The organism is Acinetobacter sp. YH12027 (assembly GCF_013420085.1).
In the GTDB taxonomy this organism is placed as follows: domain Bacteria; phylum Pseudomonadota; class Gammaproteobacteria; order Pseudomonadales; family Moraxellaceae; genus Acinetobacter; species Acinetobacter amyesii.
This window is the reverse complement of record NZ_VOYW01000047.1, coordinates 1-20976: the sequence shown is the minus strand read 5'-3', so window position 1 is coordinate 20976 and position 20976 is coordinate 1. Positions and strand designations below refer to the sequence as shown.

The window sequence follows — 20976 nt, the reverse complement described above, 5'->3', positions numbered from 1 at the left end:
GGATAATCTTTTTCAGATTCAATCAATAATTGAACCGCTCTTTCTCTGATTTCAGGGGTATATTTTAATTTTGTCATCGGGGTAGTCTCTCAGAATATTGACTCTCCGACAAACCCGGTACGGTTCAGACAGTATTGGGCACGATGCTGGTGACAGTATCCTCAGACGTCTGGGCAACATTTTAAACCAACTTATTCAGCATACGCCCTATTCTGCTTCGCGCATTGGCGGTGATGAATTTGTCATTCTATTACCGGGTGCAGATGATGCAGCGCTGCAAAACTGCTTACAAAGTTTGAATGAGTTGTTATTGGTCGATAACCAATTTTATTCTAATCAACCGATGAGTATCTCGATTGGCTTTGCCACCAATGAGCTGAATGAGCGGATGGAAGATATGCTCAAACGTGCCGATCTAGACATGTATCGTCAGAAGAAAAAGTATTATCTCAATAAAGACCGAAGAATTCAGTCTGAAATACGCAATTAACATCAATCATTTGCAATAAAAAAGCCATGGTTTGAACCATGGCTTTTTTATTTAAATCTTTTAACGCTTACCCATCGAACGACGTGTACCGCGTGGTGGCATCCAAGTACGGTCAGCATAACGCTGAGGTTTTGGACGCATATCTTCAAAGATTTCATCCGAAGCATTATCTTCAGCTTTTTTAATCGGAAAAGGCAAATTGACTAAAGCCTTTTTCTTGGGAGGGTTTTGCGTACTCATACGAATAACTCAATTGAATCTGGCGCTATTGTACAAAAAAAATGGTTTTGGTGTAAAAGGCTTTGAGAGATTAGCCTCGATTGGCATATAAAGACTCCATAATTAGCTATGAATTTTTATATCTATAGAGGACAACAGCACAAAAAACTGCTTTAAATATGGTTGTTTTAAACTATTTTACTGACCCAAATCAACCAACACACTGTCAATTATGTCAATAAATATTGAATATTTACAAATAGATAGAACCATTTCTAAATTTCAAAAATGTTCGATTTTTTTACACAAATACCTAATTAAAGCCTTCAAATAATACAAATCATCAAGAATGTTACAGGATTATTACGTTTATTCTTGTTTTCTATAACATTTTTTACGCACTAATTTTGAATAATGGGCACTTAGAAAAATTATTATCAATTTACGGACATGGAGTCCTTTAAAATGAAAAAAAGTGTATTGTGCATTGCTGCTTCTATGGCTGCCCTACCAATCATCAGTCATGCAGACTCACCATATTTTAGTTTAAAAGATGGCGATGGCTTCAAACGTTTTTCTGTCTCTGTTGGTGCTCTACATGTTATGCCACAAGGTAAAGCACAGCCATTCCATGTTGATACATCAGTAAAAAATGGTGAAACAGCCAAAGTTGGTGATATTTCAATTGACGCAGTAAAAGCCAATATGGATCCAGCTATGGATCCAAACATTTCTACTTGGTTTGTCGGTTTGCTCGATAAATTAGGTACGAGTACCTTACCAGCAGGGCTAAGCGGTACTGCTGAAATTAATGGCCTACAAAGTTGGGATAACCAAGGTACTGGCCTTGAAGCCGATGATGTAACCACACTAGGCATCATGACCAACTATTTCTTTACTGATAACATTTCTTTAGAAATGAAAGCCGGTATCCCACCTGAGGTAGACCTAAACGGCAAAGGAAAAATTTATGCGCCATTTGCAGCTATTGCGACACCTGAGTTAGGTATTATCGACCTACCTGAAATCGCAATGAAGAATAGTTTGCTGATTACAGATTTAGAAGCCTACGGCCCAGCGGCATCTGCTCGTGCATGGACCCCCGCTGCAGAAATCCAATATCACTTCGGTAAAACTGGCGTCAATAAATTCCGTCCCTATGTGGGTCTAGGCGTAATGTATGCATACTTTAATGAACTAGAAATTAATCCACGTACAGAAAAAGACCTGATTGCTGCTGGACATATGATTGCCAATATTAAAGAAGGTAATGCAGGCGCTTCTTTAGAAGGAAAGCCAAGTAAGGCTAATCCAAAAGTTGATTTAGAGGCAACTGATGTATTTGCTCCGGTTGCGACGGTGGGCTTCACTTATGATTTCAATGATAAATGGTTTGCTGTTGGTTCTGTTAGCTATGCACACCTTCAAAATGAAACAACCATTACCGTTACAGATGCGACACACGGCGAACTGATCAAATCTAAAGCGGATATTGAAGTAAACCCGATCCTTGCATATGCAGGTATCGGTATGCGTTTCTAATAAATAACATATATAAAAGACGACTACGGTCGTCTTTTTTATTGGCTTTTATATGGTCTTTTATTCTGAGATACCTTTTCAATCTCTTTTAAACACTTTTGAATTTATGCTGAGGCAATTTCCTTTATTCATCCATAGTTACCCATAAAAAAAATTTATTGTTTGGTGAATTAAATTTAATCGCAACTCTGCGTTTATTCGAATACCATTGGATTAAATTTAAAGAATGTAGACTGCTGTATGTCTGATACTCGTTTCTCGAAGCCCCTGATTTACATGCTCATTGGCAGTGCAATTATTTTGGCATTGTCTTTAGGGGTGCGTCATGCATTTGGCCTCTATCTCGTGCCGATGAGTGATGAATTCGGTTGGGGACATAACGTATTTAGCCTTGCCATTGCCATGCAAAACTTAATTTGGGGTGCTGTGCAGCCGATTACAGGGGCTTTTGCAGATAAATATGGTAGTAAGATCGTGGTCGCCGTCGGTGGTGCATTATATGCCCTCGGACTATTACTCATGGCCGTTAGCTCTACCGGTTTACTGCTTAATTTAAGCGCAGGCTTAATTCTGGGTTTGGCTCTCTCAGCCACATCATTTCCAGTTTTGCTCTCAGCCGTAGGACGTGCAGCGCATCCAGACAAACGTAGTTTAGCCATGGGTATTGCCAGTGCCGCAGGTTCTTTTGGTCAGTTCATTATGCTGCCCTCTACATTACTGCTACTGCAAAAATTTGGTTGGTCTTCAGCTTTGGTGGTCAGCGCCATTTTAATTGCACTTATTATTCCTTTAGCTTGGATGCTAAAAGCACCAATGTATGTTGCACCAAATGCAACCAATACGCATGAAGCCTCTCTGACTTTTAAACAAATTTTGCAATTGGCTTGGGAGCATAAACCCTTTTGGTTTCTAGCACTCGGTTTCTTTGTCTGTGGCTTCCAAGTGGTGTTTATTGGCATCCATCTTCCGGGATATTTAATCGATCATGGCTTTAATGCCACTACGGGCACTATTTTCCTAGCGCTCGTTGGACTGTTTAATATTGTCGGCACCTACACAGCAGGTTGGCTTGGTGGCAAATATTCCAAACCAAAGCTGTTAATGGGACTTTATGGTTTACGTGGCATTGCCATTATTGCCTTTCTTTTGCTGCCTTTAAGCACATGGACAATCTATGCCTTTGGCGTCATTATGGGTCTACTATGGCTTTCTACCGTACCGCTCACCAACGGTATAGTGGCCAATATGTTTGGCGTTAAATATCTAAGTATGCTCAGCGGTATCGTATTCTTTACTCACCAAGTCGGTTCATTTTTTGGTGGTTGGTTGGGTGGTGTGAACCACGATATGACCGGCAACTATAATGCCATTTGGATTTTTTCGATTGTCCTGAGTATTTTTGGGGTATTGGTACATTTCATGGTTAATGAGGAAAGTGTCATTCATGACTAATTCAACATTATGGTTCCGACTCAGTATTGCCATCAGTATTCTGGCCTTGTTGGCTTTATCCATCGGCTTATGGAGCCAAACGCCTGAATTATTCGAATACTTTAACCAAGCGTTTTGTGCACATTAAAGACGTATTGAAGCATTAATTCCAATTCAAACTGCTGTTTTATCAACACTACAACAGCAGTTTTTTAGCTATTTTCTACACGATTCAATAAAAGCTGCATTTTCAGCATATTAGTATTAATAATACGTTTTTTCATAAACTTAGCTTATTTTTTAATTTTCCATCCTGCGCTTTCTTTCATAGATTAAGTCTCAATAAAGAACAATTTGAGAACTTATGAAATGACCGCATTAACTCAACTTTCACAAGCCATCCATGATGCTCCACGTTGGCATCAAGCAGAACAATTTCAAGATGGCAATGAAATTCGTATTGAAGTGCAACATGACCAAGCTTTGGGGGCTGTGGTTTATGGTTTAGATGCGCGTAAAGCACAGTCTGGGGAAACCATCTACCGTTTAAAACAAGCGCTGGCAGAACACTTGATTTTAATTTTTAAACATCAAAGTCTAGATGATTTACAGTATCTCGCGTTTGCAAGCTACTTCGGTTCAATTTTCCGTCCTGGTGCAGATATTCCTGTGCTAGCGTCACAAGATGATACCGGTACACCACCAGACGTGGTACCCGTTTCAAATGCAGTCGGCAAAGGTGACTATACTGGACATGGTGAATTGGCTGCGCATGCAGATCATCAGTGGACTCCGCTGCCATCTTTTGGCTCATTACTCTATGCCATTGAACTACCGCAAGACGGTGGACAAACCTCATGGTATAACACCATTAAAGCCTATGAAGCTTTAGATGAAGCGACACAAAAACATTTAGACCAACTTCAACTCATTACCTACAACCCATTTGTCCGTGCCAAAAATAATAAAGGCACAACGGGATATGGCGCTACACCGCTATATCGTTTCAAAAACCAACCGATTGTTGGACATGCCTATCCACATCCACTTGTACGTACCCATCCAGAAAGTGGCCGTAAAGGTCTGTGGTTAAATGAACGATCTGAAGTGGAATTGGTTCACTACGATGATCAGTCGGGCAGTGAGTTGATTGCATCTTTACGTGAACATTTATTGAAACCTGAGTTTCGATATGAACATCAATGGGAAGAAGGTGACATTGTGTTTTGGGATAACCAAGCCACTTTACACTCACGCCGCCCTTTCCCTTCAGACCAACGTCGCCTATTAAAGCGAATTAGCCTAGCAGGAGGACGACCATACTGATGTTAAACTTCATGCCAACAATAAAAAATAAATAACCCTGTAAAATCCGTGTTTGAGCAATAACCTCGAATAATTAAAATATGAAAACAATAAGAACACTGCTCAAATTACGGATGATCTATATCTAAGGCCTTAAAAAGCGACATTACACTCACGCCGCCCTTTCCCTTCAGACCAACGCCGCTTATTAAAGCGAATTAGCTTAGCAGGAGGACGACCATACTAATGTTGAACTTCATGCCAACAATAAAAAATAAATAACCCTGTAAAATCCGTGTTTGAGCAATAACCCAAAATAATTAGAATATGAAAACAATAAGAACACTGCTCAAATTACGGATGATCTATATCTAAGGCCTTAAAACCTGAAATCAAATGATCTAACATCGCACGTACACCCGGCAGCATACCTTGTCGTGTCGCGTATGCAACATGGATGACCCCTTGCGGCAATTGCCATTCAGGAAATAGCTCAATTAACTCACCACTTTTTAAAGCATCACGTACAAACACTTTGGGCAAAGAAGCGATTCCCACGCCAGAAATAGCAGCAGAAATCATCGCACCAAAACTGTCAGTTCTTAAGCGTGGATGAAATTCAATTTGTTGGGTTTCACTTTTTTCACGATGTCGAAAATCCCAAAAATGTTTAGGCCGATCAAAACCAATACACGGAAAATTTTGAATCTCAGCCAATTGCTGTGGCATTTCACGCTCGAAGAAAAGTTGTGGCGATGCCACTAAAACATGATCACAAGCATCTAAATCTCGAACGATCAAATCACTATCCATTAAAGGCATATTGCGCACACGAATGGCTAAATCTACGCCTTCCTCAATGACATCAACCCGATGATTGGTCGCCATCAGATGCACACTGATGTCTGGATATTGCTGCATAAAATCGGTGACCATTTTTGCAACAGGCATTTCCACCAAAGCCACAGGACAAGAAATTTTAATCTGGCCACAGAGTTGATCGTTCAACGTACTGAGCACAAAATTTTCCGTTTCGCTGACTTCCTCTAAAATTTTTAAGCAATGTAAATAGAACTGTTGTCCTATTTCAGTCACAGTAAATTTTCGCGTATTCCGCTGAATCAGACGTACACCCAAACGGGTCTCTAATTCTGTAATACGGCGTGATAGTTTAGATTTTGTAATACCCAATGCTTCACTGGCTTTGGTATAACCTTGGTATTTCACCAATTGCACGAAGTAGTAATAGTCATTTAAATTTTGCATGATTGTTTCATTTTTAGAATAATCTGTTGAGTTTTTCGCCCTGTCATTCCCTCACTATACCTCAATAATAGATCTCAGAAGCAATATATTGAGGGCTGAATTATGAATTCAATCAAACGTGTTTATCATAGTGATCGTAGCACTTGGGTGGGCGATGGCTTCCCAACAAACTCTATGCTCCCTATGCAAGAAATGGGCAATCAAACCAGTCCATTCCTCGTTATGGGCTATACCGGCCAATATCATTTCTCTCCAAGTCATCATCAACGTGGTGTTGGGTCACATCCACACCGTGGCTTTGAAACAGTGACCATTGTTTATGAAGGTGAATTGGAGCATTTTGACTCTAAAGGAAATCACGGCAGTATTGCCAAAGACGAAGTGCAATGGATGACCGCGGGTCGAGGCATTATGCATGAAGAACACCATTCTAAAGATTTTGCAAAAACTGGCGGAAATTTAGACATGGTACAACTTTGGGTCAATTTACCTAGTCATGCCAAAATTACTGAACCTCGCTACCAAGAACTGACTACAGCCAATATTGCTGAAGTTAAACTTGCACAAAATGCAGGCGTGGTACGCGTCATTGCTGGCCAATTTGAAGACACAATGGGTACAGCTGAAACCTTTAGCCCAATGAATGTCTTGGATGTGCGCTTGAATGCAAATGTTGAACAGGAATTTTCATTCAACCCACAGTGGAATAACATGATTTTTGTATTAAGTGGCGCGATCGAAATCGAAGGTCAACGCTTTGATGCGAAACAGACTTTATATGTCAGTGACCAAGTATCGTCCTTGAAACTTAAATCTTTTGAAGCAACCAAACTGCTTATTTTAAGTGGCGAAGCTTTAAATGAACCTACTGCTTATTTTAAGTGGCGAAGCTTTAAATGAACCTATTGCGGCACATGAACCATTCGTCATGAATACTGAAGATGAAATACGTCAGGCATTTTATGATTTTCAACATGGTCATTTTGCTTAAATATTTCCACGATAAAGTCCCAATAAAAAAACCGCCTTCTGGCGGTTTTTTTATATCTATTTTGGTATGAATTACGCATCACGCTTTCAACAGATTATTGCGTGACTTTTTGATAAAACTCATCGATTGTATTGACCATTTGATCGAGTCCCGGCTGTTCCAAAGGATAATGTCCTGCGTTTTTCAACAGCACGACATCGACTGGAACTTGGTGAATCCCTGCTAAAAATGGCTGACTTAAAGCCAAAGGCGTCCAACGGTCTTGTTCAGGCTGCGTTAGTAGAATTGGGCAGACATCAAACTGCTCCGGTGGCGTGTCATTTTTATAATATAAATACGAATCTAGAAATTTAACCGATACACTATTCCCAGCTGACGTTTTATCTTTTAAAAAGACCTGCAATGCTGCGTCATTATTCACCAAACGATGCATTTTACTTACCCAACGCATCGGCATTGGCAATGCTGATAATGGTGTATGTGCCGTCACATGAGCCATTGGACTGCCCACGCGGCTCATAAATTTATTCAAAGAGACTTGATCACGCACGGTTTTATTTGAAGTATCTAGAAAGGTCATACCGACGATACCTTTCACCTGTTTATTTTTTGCCGCCACGTGATAGGTCAACATACCACCAGCACTGAGCCCATACAAAACGATAGGACGATGATCTTTTTGTAGCTCAGCTTCAATGAGGTCATTGCCTGCTTGAACCCAATCATCATAACGAATTTTTGAGCCTTTTTTGACTTGGGTGAGGCCATAACCGGGCATATCAATAGCGATAGTTTCATAGCCACTCTGTGCCAAAGGCTGACCCAAAATCATCGACATTTGTCGACCATTTGTTCCCACACCATGAAACAGAATCACCTTCACTTTTGCCTGTGGATTTCGATAGATATCTAAGTGAATAGTATGACCCTGCCAATTCCACCACTCTTCTTTAGGGCGCTGCGTTTCGGTTAAATGGTATTCTTTAGGTAGATAGGGCTGAATGTCCTGCCAACTGTTTTGATCTGCATAACTTGCTAATGGTTGTGTAGCAGGTAGCTGATCATCTGCAAATGCCATGATTGAAAGTAACGATGCAATGCCACTCATCAACCACTTAAATAAGGCACTCAAAATTTCTGATAAGGTGTCTGATTTTGGAGAAGTCATTTTTAGACAAAATATTTTATGTGTAAATGCTGATGCTAATCAGCGGCAGAAACCGATGCCATGTGTATGTGGGACAGTACTATGTCACTTTATCCAATTATCGTTTTCTCTGCAAAGTGCTTCAGAATATATTTGAAGCAGGACTTACATGCTCCTGCAATAATCGACCTTTAAAATCTTTTAACATTCAAGATTTTATCCTTTAGAAATTCATAACTTTATTTCGATTTTTAATATTGGTAACGCATGAGCCAGTCCATACCACAACGAAACCTTGTCATCTTTCTCACCTTTTTAAGATTAGGGTGTATTGCATTTGGTGGACCTGCTGCGCATTTAGTGTTGTTTTTTCAATATTTTGTGAAACAAGAAAAATGGATAACGGAGCATGAATATGCGCATTTGCTTGCCTTGACTCAAGTCCTTCCAGGCCCAACCAGTAGCCAGCTCGGCATGGCGATTGGATTTCAACTCAACCGCTATCAAGGTGCTTGTTTGGCGTGGTTAGGCTTTACTTTACCATCCGCCCTGCTGATGTGTGCCGCGGCGATTTTAAGCTTAAAACTTAGCGATCAACTCTCAACACAGTTCTTTCATGTTATTCAGTTGATTGTCCTTGCTGTGGTTACATGGGCATTTTGGCAAATGATGCGAAGCTTTTGTAAAACAAAACTGCAGTATTTGATCATGCTATTGGCTGCATTTTTTATCTATTTCTTTCAGTTTTCTCTGAATCAAGTTTTAGTGATTTTAGCTGCTGCAGTTATCGGTTTAGTTTTATCGTCAAATAACTTGCACATCAAAAAGCCAAATATCGCAGAACCAGTTCCACCTATACATAACAATTTAAGCCTGAATACAGGTGGCAATACACATACTTCATGGCTATGGCTTTTCGCCTTTATCTGCCCCTTTTTCGTTCTGCCATTCTTCGATATACAACATAGCAATGTACTGGCATTCAGCTTAGAAAGCTTTTACCGCACAGCATCCATCGTCTTTGGTGGTGGACATATTATTTTGCCATTTTTACATCAGGACTTTGTCTCTACAGGTCTGATCAGTAATGAAAATTTTGACTTAGGCTATGCACTTGCACAACTCATGCCAGGGCCTTTGTTTAGTTTCGCCGCCTATCTCGGCACACTTTTACCCATGACTGATGTGCTACTCTTAAATGCTGTACTCGCGACTGTGGCGATATTTTTACCATCATTTTTATTATTGTTTGGCTTATTACCGTTTTGGAATAAGTTGATGAAATGCCCGATGCTTTTTGGCACCTTAAAAATGATCAATGCGGCTGTCGTCGGTCTATTACTGTGTCTACTATTTCAAATGAGCCAGAAATACATCATTCAATGGACGGACTTTATATTTGTTGCCGTCGTTATTGCTTTACTTCGCAGCAAACTGCCAGTTTGGTTTAGCTTAATAAGCAGTTTTATCGGCTATTATGCTTTTTTAACTTTTCTGCCTTTTTAAACGAAAGCAAAAAAACTATAGCTAAAGGAATAATCTAATCCTCATCGATTAAGCTTGCGCCCTTGACCACAGTTTTCCCCTCGACCTGATCTAGTTGATAATGCTGCACATCACTATACTGTTTGATCATTTCAACCAGTTCATTGGAATGTGTGGTCAACCAAAGCTGCGTATAGCGACTTGCTTCGGCAATCAGCATCGCCAAGGCAGGTAATAAATCGGGATGTAAGCTATTTTCTGGCTCATTCAGTGCCATAAAATTTGGGGGTCTAGGACTCAATAAAGCCACAGCTAAACACAAAAACCGTAAAGTCCCATCTGAAAATTCTGCACTTTCTAAAGGTCTTAAGATCCCTTGCTTTTGCATCATCATTTGAAAGCGCCCACCCATTTCCTGCACATAAAATTGGGTCTGCGGAAAGGCTTTTTCTAGTACTTCAAACAAGGTTTCACTGTTGCCACGCTCACGTAAAGTTTCAAAAGCCGCAGCTAAATTTGTACCATCATGCGCTAAAACTGGCGAACGAATGCCCACCTGTGGGACACGGATCGGTGAGTTTCCACTGACTGAAAACTCATGATAAAAGCGCCAGTTTTTCATGGTCTCACGCACTTGTGAAACTTCGGGATATAAGTGTGGATCGGACAATTGTCCAAACACCGACTCTTCTGGTGTTAATGCCATCGGATAAGCAATCCGTTCTTCATCAACATTTTTAAGAAATGCCGCTTGGTTGGTTCTTTCCAACAACTCACTCATTTTTCGACGTTGATAACCGCTTAACCAAATCCCTTCAACTTTGACCAAAGGATCGAGTGCAAACAAGGTGATGAGCGGTTCAGGAAAACCAATTTCAAGTTGATATTCATAATGCTCCATCTCCACTGCAAGCTTCATGCGCTTAGGGTCTTTCGATCGATCACCCGTACGGTGACCACCTGCCCACATGATTTTTTGAATCCCACCTTCATTAGCAATAGCTTGGGATAATTGACCATTTGCAGCTTCATGCAGGAGACGCACAGCTTTATATAGATTGGATTTACCACAACCATTCGGACCACTGACAATATTCAGACGCGACAAGGTCAAATTCATATGATGAATAGATCGAAAACCTTGAATAGTCACTGAACGGATCGTCATGGGTTACCTAAAATGAGTCGGAAATGCTGATGATAATGAGTTTATTGACTGTATATTTTGTATGCACTTTATTCTACCAATAAAAAACCCGCAAGCCGAAACTCACGGGTTTTTTATTGCACATTCTAAGTTCAATTCAACCTTAGAATAAGCGGTTCATACCATTCAATGTTGCAACACGGTACGCTTCCGCCATAGTCGGATAGTTAAATGTGGTTTCTACGAAATATTTAATCGTATTGTTCGGGCTATTCATCACGGCCTGACCAATGTGGATAATTTCCGCAGCATTATTACCGAAGCAATGAACACCTAAAATTTCTAAAGTATCACGATGGAACAAGATTTTAAGCTCACCCACGGTGTCGCCCGTAATTTGCGCACGTGCCAAATGACGGAAAGATGCCTGACCCACTTCATACGGAATTTTTTCTTCTGTTAACTGTTGTTCAGTTTTACCAATCGAAGAAATTTCAGGAATGGTATAAATACCCGTAGGAATATCCGTTACAGGTGCAATTCCTTCTTCACCGCTCATGTTAGAACCGGCACAGCGACCTTGGTCATATGCAGCAGATGCAAGTGAAGGCCAACCGATTACATCACCCGCAGCAAAGATATTCTCTACTTCAGTTTGATATTGATCATTCACAGTTAATTGACCACGGCTGTTTGGTTTGATACCTACATTTTCTAGGCCTAAACCATCGGTATTACCAGAACGGCCGTTACACCACAAAATCGCATCCGCTTTAATTTTCTTACCACTTTGCAAGTGAAGAACCACGTGATCATCATGTGTTTCAAGATGATCAATCTGCTCGTTGTGGCGAATCAGTACACCCTGCTCACGTAAACGATATGACAATGCATCTGAGATTTCATCGTCTAAATAGCTGAGTAATTTGTGCTGTGTATTGATCAAGTCTACTTTATGGTCTAAACCAATAAAGATAGACGCATATTCACAACCAATCACACCTGCACCATAAATGATGATTTTTTGGATTGAATAATCCAGATCCAAAATTTTGTCTGAATCAAATACGCGAGGATGATTAAAGTCTAAAGCAGCTGGACGATAAGGACGTGAACCTGTAGCAATCACTAATTGCTGGAATACTAAAGTTTCCGTCATACCTTCATTGCTAAAAATCAAAACAGTGTTTTGATCTTGGATATACGCACGGCCGTGGAAAATATCAATTTTATTACGGTCATAAAAACGTGAATGCGTTTCAACTTGTTGTTGAATCACTTTATGCGCATTACGTAACACCTGTTTCATCGTGAACTGTTTCCATTCACCGACTTTTTGGAACATAGGGTCACGTTGGTAACGTAAAATGCTTGAAACGGTCTGACGCAATGCTTTACTTGGAATTGTTCCTACATGGGTACAGTTACCACCAAGCTGTTCACGCATATCTACAATTGCAACTCGCTTACCTGATTTAGCAAGTTTCATTGCAGCGCCTTCACCCGCAGGGCCAGAACCCAGAACTACCGCATCGTATTTCACGAAAGTTCCACTAACGACCTCTTTCTTACGTGGCATTCAACGCTCCTTTACAAATATTCTTTAATCTAGGCTGTATTATGACGTATATCCTAACTTTTTTGGATATTTAGCTCACATATATTATGTGATAACCACATTTATTATATGAATATCGTTTTCCCCCTATTTAAGCTCAAGTCCGCTATAATGATCGAGCTAATCTTTTGAATATCTCCTCGTCAAAAACAGTGGAAAAGTTGAATATGTCTGAGAACCGTAAACCTGTACAGGGTGTAAAACTTCGTGGCGCAGAAAAAGTCGCTCGCATACCTGTGAAGGTCGTGCCAACGGTTGAAACGCCTCGTAAGCCTGACTGGATTCGGGTCAAAATGGCTGCCCCTGATGAAGTTCAACGTATTAAAACAACTTTACGCGCACAAAAACTACATACCGTGTGTGAAGAAGCGGCTTGCCCGAACTTACCTGAATGTTTCGGTGGCGGTACTGCAACCTTTATGATTATGGGCGATATCTGTACACGTCGTTGCCCATTCTGCGACGTTGCGCATGGTCGTCCCAATGCTCTTGACCCAGATGAACCACGTCACATGGCAGAAACCATTGCCAACCTTGGTTTGAAATATGCCGTAATTACTTCTGTCGACCGTGATGACCTTGTTGATGGCGGCGCACAGCACTTTGTTGACTGTATTAAAGAAGCTCGTGACTTGAGTCCAAAAACACTTTTGGAAATTCTAGTTCCTGACTTCCGTGGTCGTATGGATGTTGCCCTTCGTATTATGACGGAGTGTCCACCTGATGTCTTTAACCACAACATTGAAACCGTGCCACGTTTGTATAAAGCCATGCGTCCGGGTTCTGACTACCAACACTCTCTAAACTTATTAAAAATGTTTAAAGAATACTGCCCAGATGTACCAACCAAATGTGGTTTGATGGTCGGTATTGGTGAAACTGAAGAAGAAGTGATCGCGTTATTAGACGACTTAAAAGCACACGATGTTGACTATGTCACCATTGGTCAGTACTTACAGCCCTCTAAAGAACATGCACCGATCGATCGTTTCGTTACACCTGAAGAGTTTGATCGTTACACAGCACATGGTCAAAAGCTTGGTTTCAAAAACATTTGGGCTGCACCAATGGTCCGTTCAAGCTACTTTGCTGACCGTCAATACTATGGTGAGCCAGTACCTGCGGTACGTCGTAAAACTGATCCTGCAAAGAAAATTGCAGTTCAAACGATTGAAGCTTAATCACGCAAAGATTTAAAACATCGCAAATTAAAGCCCTCATTGATTGAGGGCTTTTTTTGTGGCTTTCACACACTCAGCCTAATTCGTTTCCCAATATAAGATCTTTCGAAAATAGTGCGTTCCTTAAAGGTTATCCAATATATCGAATCATCCAAGTTTACGTAATGTGACATTTCTTTGCCCGATAGGGATTGTGTTGTGATTATTTATTAATCAATCTATTGATAACACTTTATTTGCGCTTTCATTATATTCGCGCAATTGTCCAATCATACTCACCAGCCGAGTGATGCCATTTTGACAGTCTCATGCACTTTAAAATCAGAAAGACAAAAGATGAGATCATTTTTAAACGCATGTAGGCTGTTTTAAACGCATAACGCTCTGGCCCTTGTCACTGGAGCCATAACAAATGCTATTTATACTCAGTGCAGTACTCTTTATTTTTGCTCTTTGGGCCGTTTTTTTCTTTGAACTTTCACGAGCTGTAGGTGCAATAACACTGATATTTGTTTCAATTGCACTCGCCTTTTTAACCCCATGGTCATTAATACTTAGCATCCCGCTTATTGCTTTAAGTTTAGTTATGTTGATTGACCCACTGCGGCTCAATCTGCTCACCAAACCTGCCTATAAAACCTTAGCAAATGCAATGCCGAGTATGAGTATTACGGAACGTGAAGCATTAGATGCAGGAACAAGTTGGTGGGAAAAAGAGCTATTTATGGGCGCGCCTGATTGGAAAAAATTTGAGGCTTATCCCTACCCTCAGCTCAGCGCTGAAGAACAATCCTTCATTGATAATGAAGTCGAGCAACTTTGTGCCATGCTCAACGAGTGGGATATTCACCATAAACATAAAGACCTCCCACCAGAAGCTTGGCAATTCATTAAGGATAATGGTTTCTTAGGATTGGTGATTCCAAAATCTTACGGGGGCCGTGAATTTAGCTCATTTGCACAAAGCCGTGTCATGAGCAAAATTGCATCTCGCTCACTGACTGCCGCAGTCAGTTGTATGGTGCCCAACTCGCTTGGACCCGGGGAATTGCTTCTACACTATGGTACTGAAGCACAAAAAGACCGATATCTCCCAGGCCTTGCCAAAGGTGAAGAAATTCCATGTTTTGGACTCACCAGTCCTGAAGCCGGTTCGGATGCAGGCGCTATTCCAGATACAGGGGTCGTCTGTTATGGCACCTTTGAGGGACAACAAGTGCTCGGCTTAAACATGAATTTCTCTAAACGCTGGATTACCCTTGCACCGATTGCCACTGTCATTGGTCTGGCATTTAAGTTATACGATCCAGATGGCTTATTGGGAGATAAAAATAAAACGGAATATGGCATCACCTGCGCGCTGCTACCGGCGAGTCATGACGGTGTCGTTACAGGCCCACGTCATAATCCAGGCTCACCGTTTATGAATGGGACAGTTGAAGGCAAAGATGTCTTTATCCCCTTAGATTGGATCATTGGTGGGATTGAAAATGCCGGCAAAGGCTGGCGTATGCTAATGGAATGTTTAGCGGTCGGTCGTGGTATTTCACTCCCTGCATTGTCAACGGCAGCTGGAGAAATGGCATATTTAAATGTCGGTGCATTTGCCAAAGTTCGTCAGCAGTTTAAAATTTCTGTAGGTAATTTTGAAGGTGTACAGGAAGCTTCGAGTGATATCGCATCAGATGCTTATATGCTTGAAGCATTTCGCTATTTTGTGACTTGTGGTTTAAACCAAGGCGGCAAACCTGCTGTAATGACTGCAATGGCCAAATACTATGCCACTGAAACCATGCGTAAAGTAGTTAATCACGGCATGGACATCGTCGGTGGACGTGCCGTGCAAATGGGACCTCGTAATTTTTTAGCTTTGAATTATCAGGCCATTCCTGTGTCAATTACTGTCGAAGGTGCCAATATTCTAAGTCGCTCTTTGATGATTTTTGGACAAGGCTCCATGCGTTGTCATCCATATTTATTTGAAGAGCTGCAATTACTTCAAGCCGAAGATAAAAACGCTGCACTCAATACATTCAACGAAATGCTCTTTAAGCACTTGGGCTATACTTTTAACCGAACTGCACGTGCCTTTGCTTATGCGTTCACTGGTGGCCCATCAGACTCACCTGCTTCAGCAGATGAATTTAGCCGCCCCTACTATAAAAAAATTAATCGATTCAGTGCCGATTTCGCGCTGACTGCAGATATGTGTCTTGGCCTTTTAGCCGGCGATATTAAACGTAAAGAAATGCTCTCTGGCCGACTTGCAGACATTCACTCTTATTTATTTATAGCAACGGCTATTCTTAAATATTATGAACAAGGTCAAAGAAGCGAAGCTGAACAATTACATGCTCAACTTGCATTAGATAAAGCTTTGTACAATGTTGAAGAAGCTTTCCAGGGCTTATTTGACAACTTCCCAATGCGGCTGGCAGCAAGCGTAGTAAAAATCATCTGCTTTCCGTTTGGACGAGTTGTTGCTAAACCGACAGACCGTTTAAAACGTGAAGTTGCCACTCAAATGATGCTAGACAATACTTTCCGCCAAGAACTGAAAAAGCACGTGTATTACAGCACAGCAGCAGATGAAGTTTCTGGTCGTATGGAAAATGCCTTTTTACAATTGTTGAAAATTGAACCGCTGTGGAACCAATTTAAAAAAGCTGAATCTAAAGGCCAATTCAAAGGTTTAACTTTTGAAGCACATATAGCCGATGCAATTGCACAAAAATTCATTACAGCCTCTGAAGCTGAACAGCTCAGCACTTACAACATTCAACGTTATGACAGCATGCTCACAGATGTATTTGACATGCAGCTCATCCACGAACTTGAGTTATCCAATCCACATTTAACCGTTACACCAGAAGTGAAAAAGCAACAACACACCGATGATGAACCAGAAGCCTTCCTGCGTTATTAATCAGCTTCTGCATCGCTTTTAAGCTTTATTTTTCTCAAAATAAAAGCCATTCCACTGTTAAACAATGGGATGGCTTTTTTATACGACCATCAGCCAATGGTATCGCAGAGTCAAAGGTATAGGCTGTACTGCAAAATTACATCACAGAGGGTTTGCTACATGTCACAACAAGATTATGAAAATGGCTTAAAAGTTCGTACTGAAGTTATGGGTGAAAGTTTCGTCAAACGTGCGCAAGATAATACCGTGCCATTTACTCAACCTTTGCAAGATTGGATTAATGAGCATGCATGGGGTTCAACTTGGCAACGCGAAGGTGTTTTACCCCGCAAATATCGCTCACTGATTACCATTGCCTTTTTAACTGCACAAAAAAGTCCGACAGAACTCAAAGGTCATGTCCGAGGGGCTTTAAATAATGGGGCGACTGTAGATGAAATTCAGGAAGTGTTACTTCATAGTTTGCCATATTGTGGCGCACCAGCAACTCAAGAAGCCTTTCGTGCAGCGCTTGAAGTGATTAACGACTATCAAAAATCTGAATAAGATACTGCGTTATAAAACGGCTTTAGAAAACTGCGATTATCGTGGTTTTCTAAAGGGTTTCATCTTGTTTTTAACTTACGACCTTAAATGCAGTGAATCCCGAATCAAATCCAGTAGACATTAAAATTATAGAAGAATTCATTCACTTCAAATCGAACTTGATATCCCAATTCTGTAAGCTCAGCAGATAAACTTCGAATCTCTTCTAAAGCTAAATGCTTGGGTAAAACCGTAAATACGGCGGTATTCCCCTGTTTGGCATTTTCCTCAATCAGCAAAGCCAAACGTGTCTTATATAAGGCGATATCTAAATTGGCTTGACTGGATAAAAATTTGGCATATTCTGCGGGTAAAAAGCTCATATTCTTATACGCTTATCTAATTATTATTGCTTATAAATTAAGCCAAATTCAGCAAAGCGTGCAATGCATTTTTGTAATTGATATTTCAATTTCAAAGCGCATTGTTTGGCCCAAACGATGCACTTAAAAGCGATGTGCAAAAAAGGAACTCAAAAAAAATCCCTCAGGAAGAGGGATTTTCTATACTAACGTGGTAATGGAATATATTGCGAGTCACTGTTTTGAGTTTGCGGTTTACGCTCTCCTACTTGTACCGGCAATGTCATCGCCTTACCATCTCGCTCAATATCAATTTGCATAGTGCTCAATGGCGCTTGCTGTGCAACGTAATTGATTAAATGTGAGGTCGAGGTAATCAGCTCATTATTCACTTTCATGATTTTATCACCACGTTTTAAACCTGCTTGTGCTGCAGGTCCATTACGAATGACATCTGCAACAATCACACCATTCACACGTGGATCTAAAATATTTTCTTGTTTAATTGGAAGTAAACTAATACCTAACCAACCACGTACCACTCGCCCATCTTTTAAAATAGCGTTCAGCACTTGTTGGCACACTTTTGCAGGAATGGCAAAACCAATCCCCAAAGAGCCACCTGACTGCGAGAAGATCGCGGTATTTACACCAATTAAGTTCCCTGCAACATCAATTAAAGCACCACCAGAGTTACCGGGGTTGATCGCCGCATCTGTTTGAATAAAGTCTTCGTAAGTGTTGATTCCCAAATCTGAACGACCTGTAGCTGAGATAATCCCTTGTGTAACCGTCTGACCTACGCCAAAAGGGTTACCAATCGCTAGGACGACATCACCGACTTCATTGCCACTTAGCTTAAATGGCAAAACCGGTAATTGACTCATTTCAATCTTAATCACAGCTAGGTCTGTATCTGGGTCTGTACCCACAACTTTCGCTTCAGCACGACGACCATCATGTAAAGCCACAACGATCTGATCGGCCTGTGCGATCACGTGGTTATTCGTCAAAATATAGCCATCTGGACGAACAATCACACCTGAACCTAAACTATTTTCGTTTTGATTAGTTTGATCTGGAAGTTGATTACCAAAAAACTCACGGTAAACCGGATCATTTAATAAAGGATGATCCAATTGTTTCACTTTTTGCGTAGTGAAAATATTGACAACCGCTGGCGCAGCAACTTTTACCGCAGCACTATACGAAACTACACCGCCTGTACGCGACGTATCAATGAGGGGCTCAACCTTTTCTGCAGGTAATTTCACCCCATCAGGCGTTACAGGCGCTTTTGGCTTCTGCAGCTGCTGCCAGCCCAAAAAGCCCAAAATTACGATAATCAGCAGCACCCAAGGTAACCATGTAAAGTTCCGGCGCACGTTTATATCCTCTAAATTTTATAATTCATTGATGGCTAAATAATTTATATCGTATTCTAATGTAATATTTTCAACAAATTTATAAATAAACACAGAGATTTGTGATTCTTTAGTTACAATTTAAACAATAATGAATTTTGATACATCTCTTTGAGATTTTGGACAGTATATGGCTCAGTTAAGTGAAATTATTCAATGGTGTGACAGCACACTCAACGCACATGAATTTAAGGACTATGCTCCCAATGGTTTGCAAATTGAAGGCTCAGCAGAAGTGCATAAAATTTTATGTGCAGTTACCGCATCACAAACAGCAATTGAGGCAGCGATAGCAGCAAATGCTGATTTATTATTGGTACATCATGGTTATTTTTGGAAAGGTGAAGCTTACCCAATCACAGGTATGCGCGGCAAACGCATCAAAAGCCTGATCAAAAACGATATTTCACTCGTTGGTTATCACTTACCTTTAGATAGTCACCCTACTTTAGGTAATAATGCAGCGATAGCTGATTTGCTTGAATTAGAAAATATTGAAGCTTTAGATCCTACTGAACGCAATCCTATTGGCAATGTTGGCTATTTAAAACAAGCCATGACTCCAGCAGCGTTTAAAGACTTCGTTTCTGAAAAATTAGGATTTGATGCCATTCACCTGCCTGCAGATAAACCATCTATTCAAAAAATTGGTTTTTGTACGGGCGGCGCACAGGAATTTATTGGCAAAGCGGCTGCATTAGATTGTGATGCGTACATTTCAGGTGAAGTGAGTGAACGTACTTTTTACGAGGCTGAAGAATTAAACGTGCATTATTATGCATGTGGACATCATGCAACCGAGCGTTATGGTGTACAACGACTCGCGAAAGCTATTTCAGAACAGTTCAATATTGAGTATAGTTATTTCGAATTAAATAACCCGATTTAATTTAAATCGTCTTGGTCTTTGGCTCAGTCCTTATACGTATATTTTCAGGCTTTATTCTGTATTGTTATTTATAAGCAATGCGCATTTTACTGCAAGAATCTATTACAATAACGGCACTTAATGTCAAAACCCAGCAAAATGCAAGGAATTGAAAACATGACAACGATTACTTTACCAGCGTTACCTTACGGTTACGAAGATCTTGCTCCTCACATCAGCAAAGAAACTTTAGAATACCATCACGACAAACACCACAATACTTATGTGGTTAACCTAAACAAAGCAATTGAAGGTACTGACCTTGCTGGCAAAACTTTAGAAGAAATCATCACTGCTGTTAAAGGCGATGCTTCTAAAGCTGGTATCTTCAACAATGCAGCTCAAGTATGGAACCACACATTCTACTGGAACTGTATGGCTAAAAACGGTGGCGGTAAAGCTACTGGCGCTTTAGCAGCTAAAATCGACGAAGCTTTTGGTTCTTACGAAAAATTCGCTGAAGAATTTGCAAATGCTGCTGCAACTCAGTTCGGTTCAGGTTGGGCTTGGTTAGTTGCTGACGAAGTAAACGGCAACCTTTCTATCCTTAAAACTTCAAATGCTGACACTCCACTTGCTCACGGTAAAGTTGCTGTGTTGACTATCGACGTTTGGGAACACGCTTACTACATCGATTTCCGCAACGCTCGTCCTAAATACATCTCTACTTTCTTAGAAAGCCTAGTGAACTGGGACTATGCAAACGCTAAGTATGCAGGTCAAGCTGCTGGCGTTGAAAAATAAGTTTTAAAACTTATTCTAAAGTCAAAAAAATCACCCTTTTAGGGTGATTTTTTATGCTTTAAATATCATACTGCCACAACAACCAATACTACACAAAAGAATGAATCAAGAGCCATTACTAGGGTCTGTTGACATTTGTTGATTAAAAAAATAGCGAGATAGTAAAATTAAATCGCCAAACCCAATTTTACACTCGCTATGCCTCGAACAATGCTAAATGATCAACACTGGTCCAAGTTACTTGC

The 20976-nt window shown here is 40.6% G+C and carries 19 protein-coding genes and 2 pseudogenes; 14 read left to right on the top strand and 7 right to left on the bottom strand.

Annotated elements, in window-relative coordinates; all coding sequences use genetic code 11:
* Window positions 1–124: 124 nt before the first annotated feature.
* Window positions 125–490 (top strand): annotated as a pseudogene (locus FTT94_RS14275) (GGDEF domain-containing protein); the annotation flags it as partial.
* Window positions 491–550: 60 nt separating this feature from the next.
* Here the strand turns inward: FTT94_RS14275 and FTT94_RS14270 are convergent.
* Window positions 551–730, bottom strand: coding sequence for a hypothetical protein (locus FTT94_RS14270; protein WP_078190224.1), 180 nt, complete (start codon window positions 728–730; stop codon window positions 551–553).
* Window positions 731–1174: 444 nt separating this feature from the next.
* On the opposite strand from FTT94_RS14270, the gene FTT94_RS14265 reads away from it, so the two are divergent.
* From FTT94_RS14265 to FTT94_RS16940, 5 genes and pseudogenes are all read left to right on the top strand, one after another.
* On the top strand, window positions 1175–2251 hold the full coding sequence (locus FTT94_RS14265; RefSeq protein ID WP_180170996.1) for an OmpW family protein: 1077 nt from the start codon (window positions 1175–1177) through the stop codon (window positions 2249–2251).
* Between the two features lie 240 nt (window positions 2252–2491).
* Window positions 2492–3703, top strand: coding sequence for an MFS transporter (locus FTT94_RS14260; RefSeq protein ID WP_078190227.1), 1212 nt, complete (start codon window positions 2492–2494; stop codon window positions 3701–3703).
* Window positions 3696–3830, top strand: coding sequence for a hypothetical protein (locus FTT94_RS16770; RefSeq protein ID WP_257221407.1), 135 nt, complete (start codon window positions 3696–3698; stop codon window positions 3828–3830). The genes FTT94_RS14260 and FTT94_RS16770 overlap by 8 nt, the downstream gene beginning before the upstream one ends.
* 221 nt (window positions 3831–4051) lie before the next feature.
* On the top strand, window positions 4052–5008 hold the full coding sequence (locus FTT94_RS14255) for a TauD/TfdA family dioxygenase (RefSeq protein WP_180170995.1): 957 nt from the start codon (window positions 4052–4054) through the stop codon (window positions 5006–5008).
* Window positions 5009–5144: 136 nt separating this feature from the next.
* Window positions 5145–5234: pseudogene (locus FTT94_RS16940) on the top strand (TauD/TfdA family dioxygenase); the annotation flags it as partial.
* Window positions 5235–5341: 107 nt separating this feature from the next.
* Here the strand turns inward: FTT94_RS16940 and FTT94_RS14250 are convergent.
* Window positions 5342–6253 (bottom strand): LysR substrate-binding domain-containing protein, encoded by a 912-nt coding sequence (locus tag FTT94_RS14250; RefSeq protein WP_180004936.1) that lies wholly within the window; start codon window positions 6251–6253, stop codon window positions 5342–5344.
* 102 nt (window positions 6254–6355) lie between these two features.
* On the opposite strand from FTT94_RS14250, the gene FTT94_RS14245 reads away from it, so the two are divergent.
* Both FTT94_RS14245 and FTT94_RS16935 read left to right on the top strand, forming a co-directional pair.
* The gene (locus FTT94_RS14245) at window positions 6356–7153 is read left to right on the top strand and encodes a pirin family protein (RefSeq protein WP_257231455.1); all 798 of its coding nucleotides are present in this window, start codon (window positions 6356–6358) and stop codon (window positions 7151–7153) included.
* Window positions 7113–7244 (top strand): pirin-like C-terminal cupin domain-containing protein, encoded by a 132-nt coding sequence (locus FTT94_RS16935; protein WP_373686036.1) that lies wholly within the window; start codon window positions 7113–7115, stop codon window positions 7242–7244. The genes FTT94_RS14245 and FTT94_RS16935 overlap by 41 nt, the downstream gene beginning before the upstream one ends.
* A gap of 94 nt (window positions 7245–7338) precedes the next feature.
* On the opposite strand, the gene FTT94_RS14240 is transcribed toward FTT94_RS16935, so the two are convergent.
* Complete coding sequence (locus tag FTT94_RS14240; protein WP_257231458.1) at window positions 7339–8322, bottom strand: alpha/beta hydrolase; 984 nt, start codon at window positions 8320–8322, stop codon at window positions 7339–7341.
* Between the two features lie 336 nt (window positions 8323–8658).
* Between FTT94_RS14240 and chrA the strand changes: the two genes are divergently transcribed.
* Complete coding sequence (chrA, locus tag FTT94_RS14235; RefSeq protein ID WP_180170993.1) at window positions 8659–9897, top strand: chromate efflux transporter; 1239 nt, start codon at window positions 8659–8661, stop codon at window positions 9895–9897.
* A 34-nt stretch (window positions 9898–9931) separates the two neighbouring features.
* Here chrA and FTT94_RS14230 read toward each other — a convergent pair whose 3' ends face one another.
* Both FTT94_RS14230 and sthA read right to left on the bottom strand, forming a co-directional pair.
* Window positions 9932–11044, bottom strand: a complete 1113-nt coding sequence (locus tag FTT94_RS14230) for an AAA family ATPase (protein ID WP_180170992.1) — start codon at window positions 11042–11044, stop codon at window positions 9932–9934.
* A 142-nt stretch (window positions 11045–11186) separates the two neighbouring features.
* Window positions 11187–12602, bottom strand: a complete 1416-nt coding sequence (gene sthA / locus FTT94_RS14225; RefSeq protein WP_078190237.1) for a Si-specific NAD(P)(+) transhydrogenase — start codon at window positions 12600–12602, stop codon at window positions 11187–11189.
* A gap of 206 nt (window positions 12603–12808) precedes the next feature.
* Here sthA and lipA point away from each other — a divergent pair, with 206 nt between their 5' ends.
* The 3 genes from lipA to FTT94_RS14210 all read left to right on the top strand — a co-directional run bounded on the left by lipA (window position 12809) and on the right by FTT94_RS14210 (window position 17294).
* A complete protein-coding gene (lipA, locus tag FTT94_RS14220) occupies window positions 12809–13822 on the top strand; it encodes a lipoyl synthase (protein ID WP_180004941.1) in 1014 nt (337 codons plus the stop codon).
* A 412-nt stretch (window positions 13823–14234) separates the two neighbouring features.
* Window positions 14235–16748, top strand: coding sequence for an acyl-CoA dehydrogenase (locus FTT94_RS14215; protein ID WP_180170991.1), 2514 nt, complete (start codon window positions 14235–14237; stop codon window positions 16746–16748).
* A gap of 159 nt (window positions 16749–16907) precedes the next feature.
* A complete protein-coding gene (locus tag FTT94_RS14210; protein WP_180040511.1) occupies window positions 16908–17294 on the top strand; it encodes a carboxymuconolactone decarboxylase family protein in 387 nt (128 codons plus the stop codon).
* A 104-nt stretch (window positions 17295–17398) separates the two neighbouring features.
* Here FTT94_RS14210 and FTT94_RS14205 read toward each other — a convergent pair whose 3' ends face one another.
* Together FTT94_RS14205 and FTT94_RS14200 are read right to left on the bottom strand one after the other, a co-directional pair.
* Window positions 17399–17656, bottom strand: coding sequence for a hypothetical protein (locus FTT94_RS14205; RefSeq protein WP_180170990.1), 258 nt, complete (start codon window positions 17654–17656; stop codon window positions 17399–17401).
* A gap of 185 nt (window positions 17657–17841) precedes the next feature.
* Entirely contained in the window at window positions 17842–19020 is a 1179-nt protein-coding gene (locus FTT94_RS14200; RefSeq protein ID WP_180170989.1) for a trypsin-like peptidase domain-containing protein, read from the bottom strand.
* A gap of 169 nt (window positions 19021–19189) precedes the next feature.
* Between FTT94_RS14200 and FTT94_RS14195 the strand changes: the two genes are divergently transcribed.
* Together FTT94_RS14195 and FTT94_RS14190 are read left to right on the top strand one after the other, a co-directional pair.
* Window positions 19190–19948, top strand: coding sequence for a Nif3-like dinuclear metal center hexameric protein (locus FTT94_RS14195; protein WP_180170988.1), 759 nt, complete (start codon window positions 19190–19192; stop codon window positions 19946–19948).
* A 156-nt stretch (window positions 19949–20104) separates the two neighbouring features.
* On the top strand, window positions 20105–20731 hold the full coding sequence (locus tag FTT94_RS14190; protein ID WP_078192384.1) for a superoxide dismutase: 627 nt from the start codon (window positions 20105–20107) through the stop codon (window positions 20729–20731).
* Window positions 20732–20976 lie beyond the last annotated feature (245 nt).

Excerpts from the sequence above, each read along its gene's own strand:
- lipA (WP_180004941.1), top strand. The coding sequence starts at position 12,809 with ATGTCTGAGAACCGTAAACCTGTACAGGGTGTAAAACTTCGTGGCGCA.
- FTT94_RS14210 (WP_180040511.1), top strand. The coding sequence starts at position 16,908 with ATGTCACAACAAGATTATGAAAATGGCTTAAAAGTTCGTACTGAAGTT.
- FTT94_RS14270 (WP_078190224.1), bottom strand. The coding sequence starts at position 730 with ATGAGTACGCAAAACCCTCCCAAGAAAAAGGCTTTAGTCAATTTGCCT.
- FTT94_RS14255 (WP_180170995.1), top strand. The coding sequence starts at position 4,052 with ATGACCGCATTAACTCAACTTTCACAAGCCATCCATGATGCTCCACGT.
- FTT94_RS14245 (WP_257231455.1), top strand. The coding sequence starts at position 6,356 with ATGAATTCAATCAAACGTGTTTATCATAGTGATCGTAGCACTTGGGTG.
- FTT94_RS14265 (WP_180170996.1), top strand. The coding sequence starts at position 1,175 with ATGAAAAAAAGTGTATTGTGCATTGCTGCTTCTATGGCTGCCCTACCA.
- FTT94_RS14240 (WP_257231458.1), bottom strand. The coding sequence starts at position 8,322 with ATGGCATTTGCAGATGATCAGCTACCTGCTACACAACCATTAGCAAGT.
- FTT94_RS16770 (WP_257221407.1), top strand. The coding sequence starts at position 3,696 with ATGACTAATTCAACATTATGGTTCCGACTCAGTATTGCCATCAGTATT.
- FTT94_RS16935 (WP_373686036.1), top strand. The coding sequence starts at position 7,113 with ATGAACCTACTGCTTATTTTAAGTGGCGAAGCTTTAAATGAACCTATT.
- FTT94_RS14190 (WP_078192384.1), top strand. The coding sequence starts at position 20,105 with ATGACAACGATTACTTTACCAGCGTTACCTTACGGTTACGAAGATCTT.
- FTT94_RS14215 (WP_180170991.1), top strand. The coding sequence starts at position 14,235 with ATGCTATTTATACTCAGTGCAGTACTCTTTATTTTTGCTCTTTGGGCC.
- FTT94_RS14195 (WP_180170988.1), top strand. The coding sequence starts at position 19,190 with ATGGCTCAGTTAAGTGAAATTATTCAATGGTGTGACAGCACACTCAAC.
- sthA (WP_078190237.1), bottom strand. The coding sequence starts at position 12,602 with ATGCCACGTAAGAAAGAGGTCGTTAGTGGAACTTTCGTGAAATACGAT.
- FTT94_RS14230 (WP_180170992.1), bottom strand. The coding sequence starts at position 11,044 with ATGACGATCCGTTCAGTGACTATTCAAGGTTTTCGATCTATTCATCAT.
- FTT94_RS14260 (WP_078190227.1), top strand. The coding sequence starts at position 2,492 with ATGTCTGATACTCGTTTCTCGAAGCCCCTGATTTACATGCTCATTGGC.
- chrA (WP_180170993.1), top strand. The coding sequence starts at position 8,659 with ATGAGCCAGTCCATACCACAACGAAACCTTGTCATCTTTCTCACCTTT.
- FTT94_RS14205 (WP_180170990.1), bottom strand. The coding sequence starts at position 17,656 with ATGAGCTTTTTACCCGCAGAATATGCCAAATTTTTATCCAGTCAAGCC.
- FTT94_RS14250 (WP_180004936.1), bottom strand. The coding sequence starts at position 6,253 with ATGCAAAATTTAAATGACTATTACTACTTCGTGCAATTGGTGAAATAC.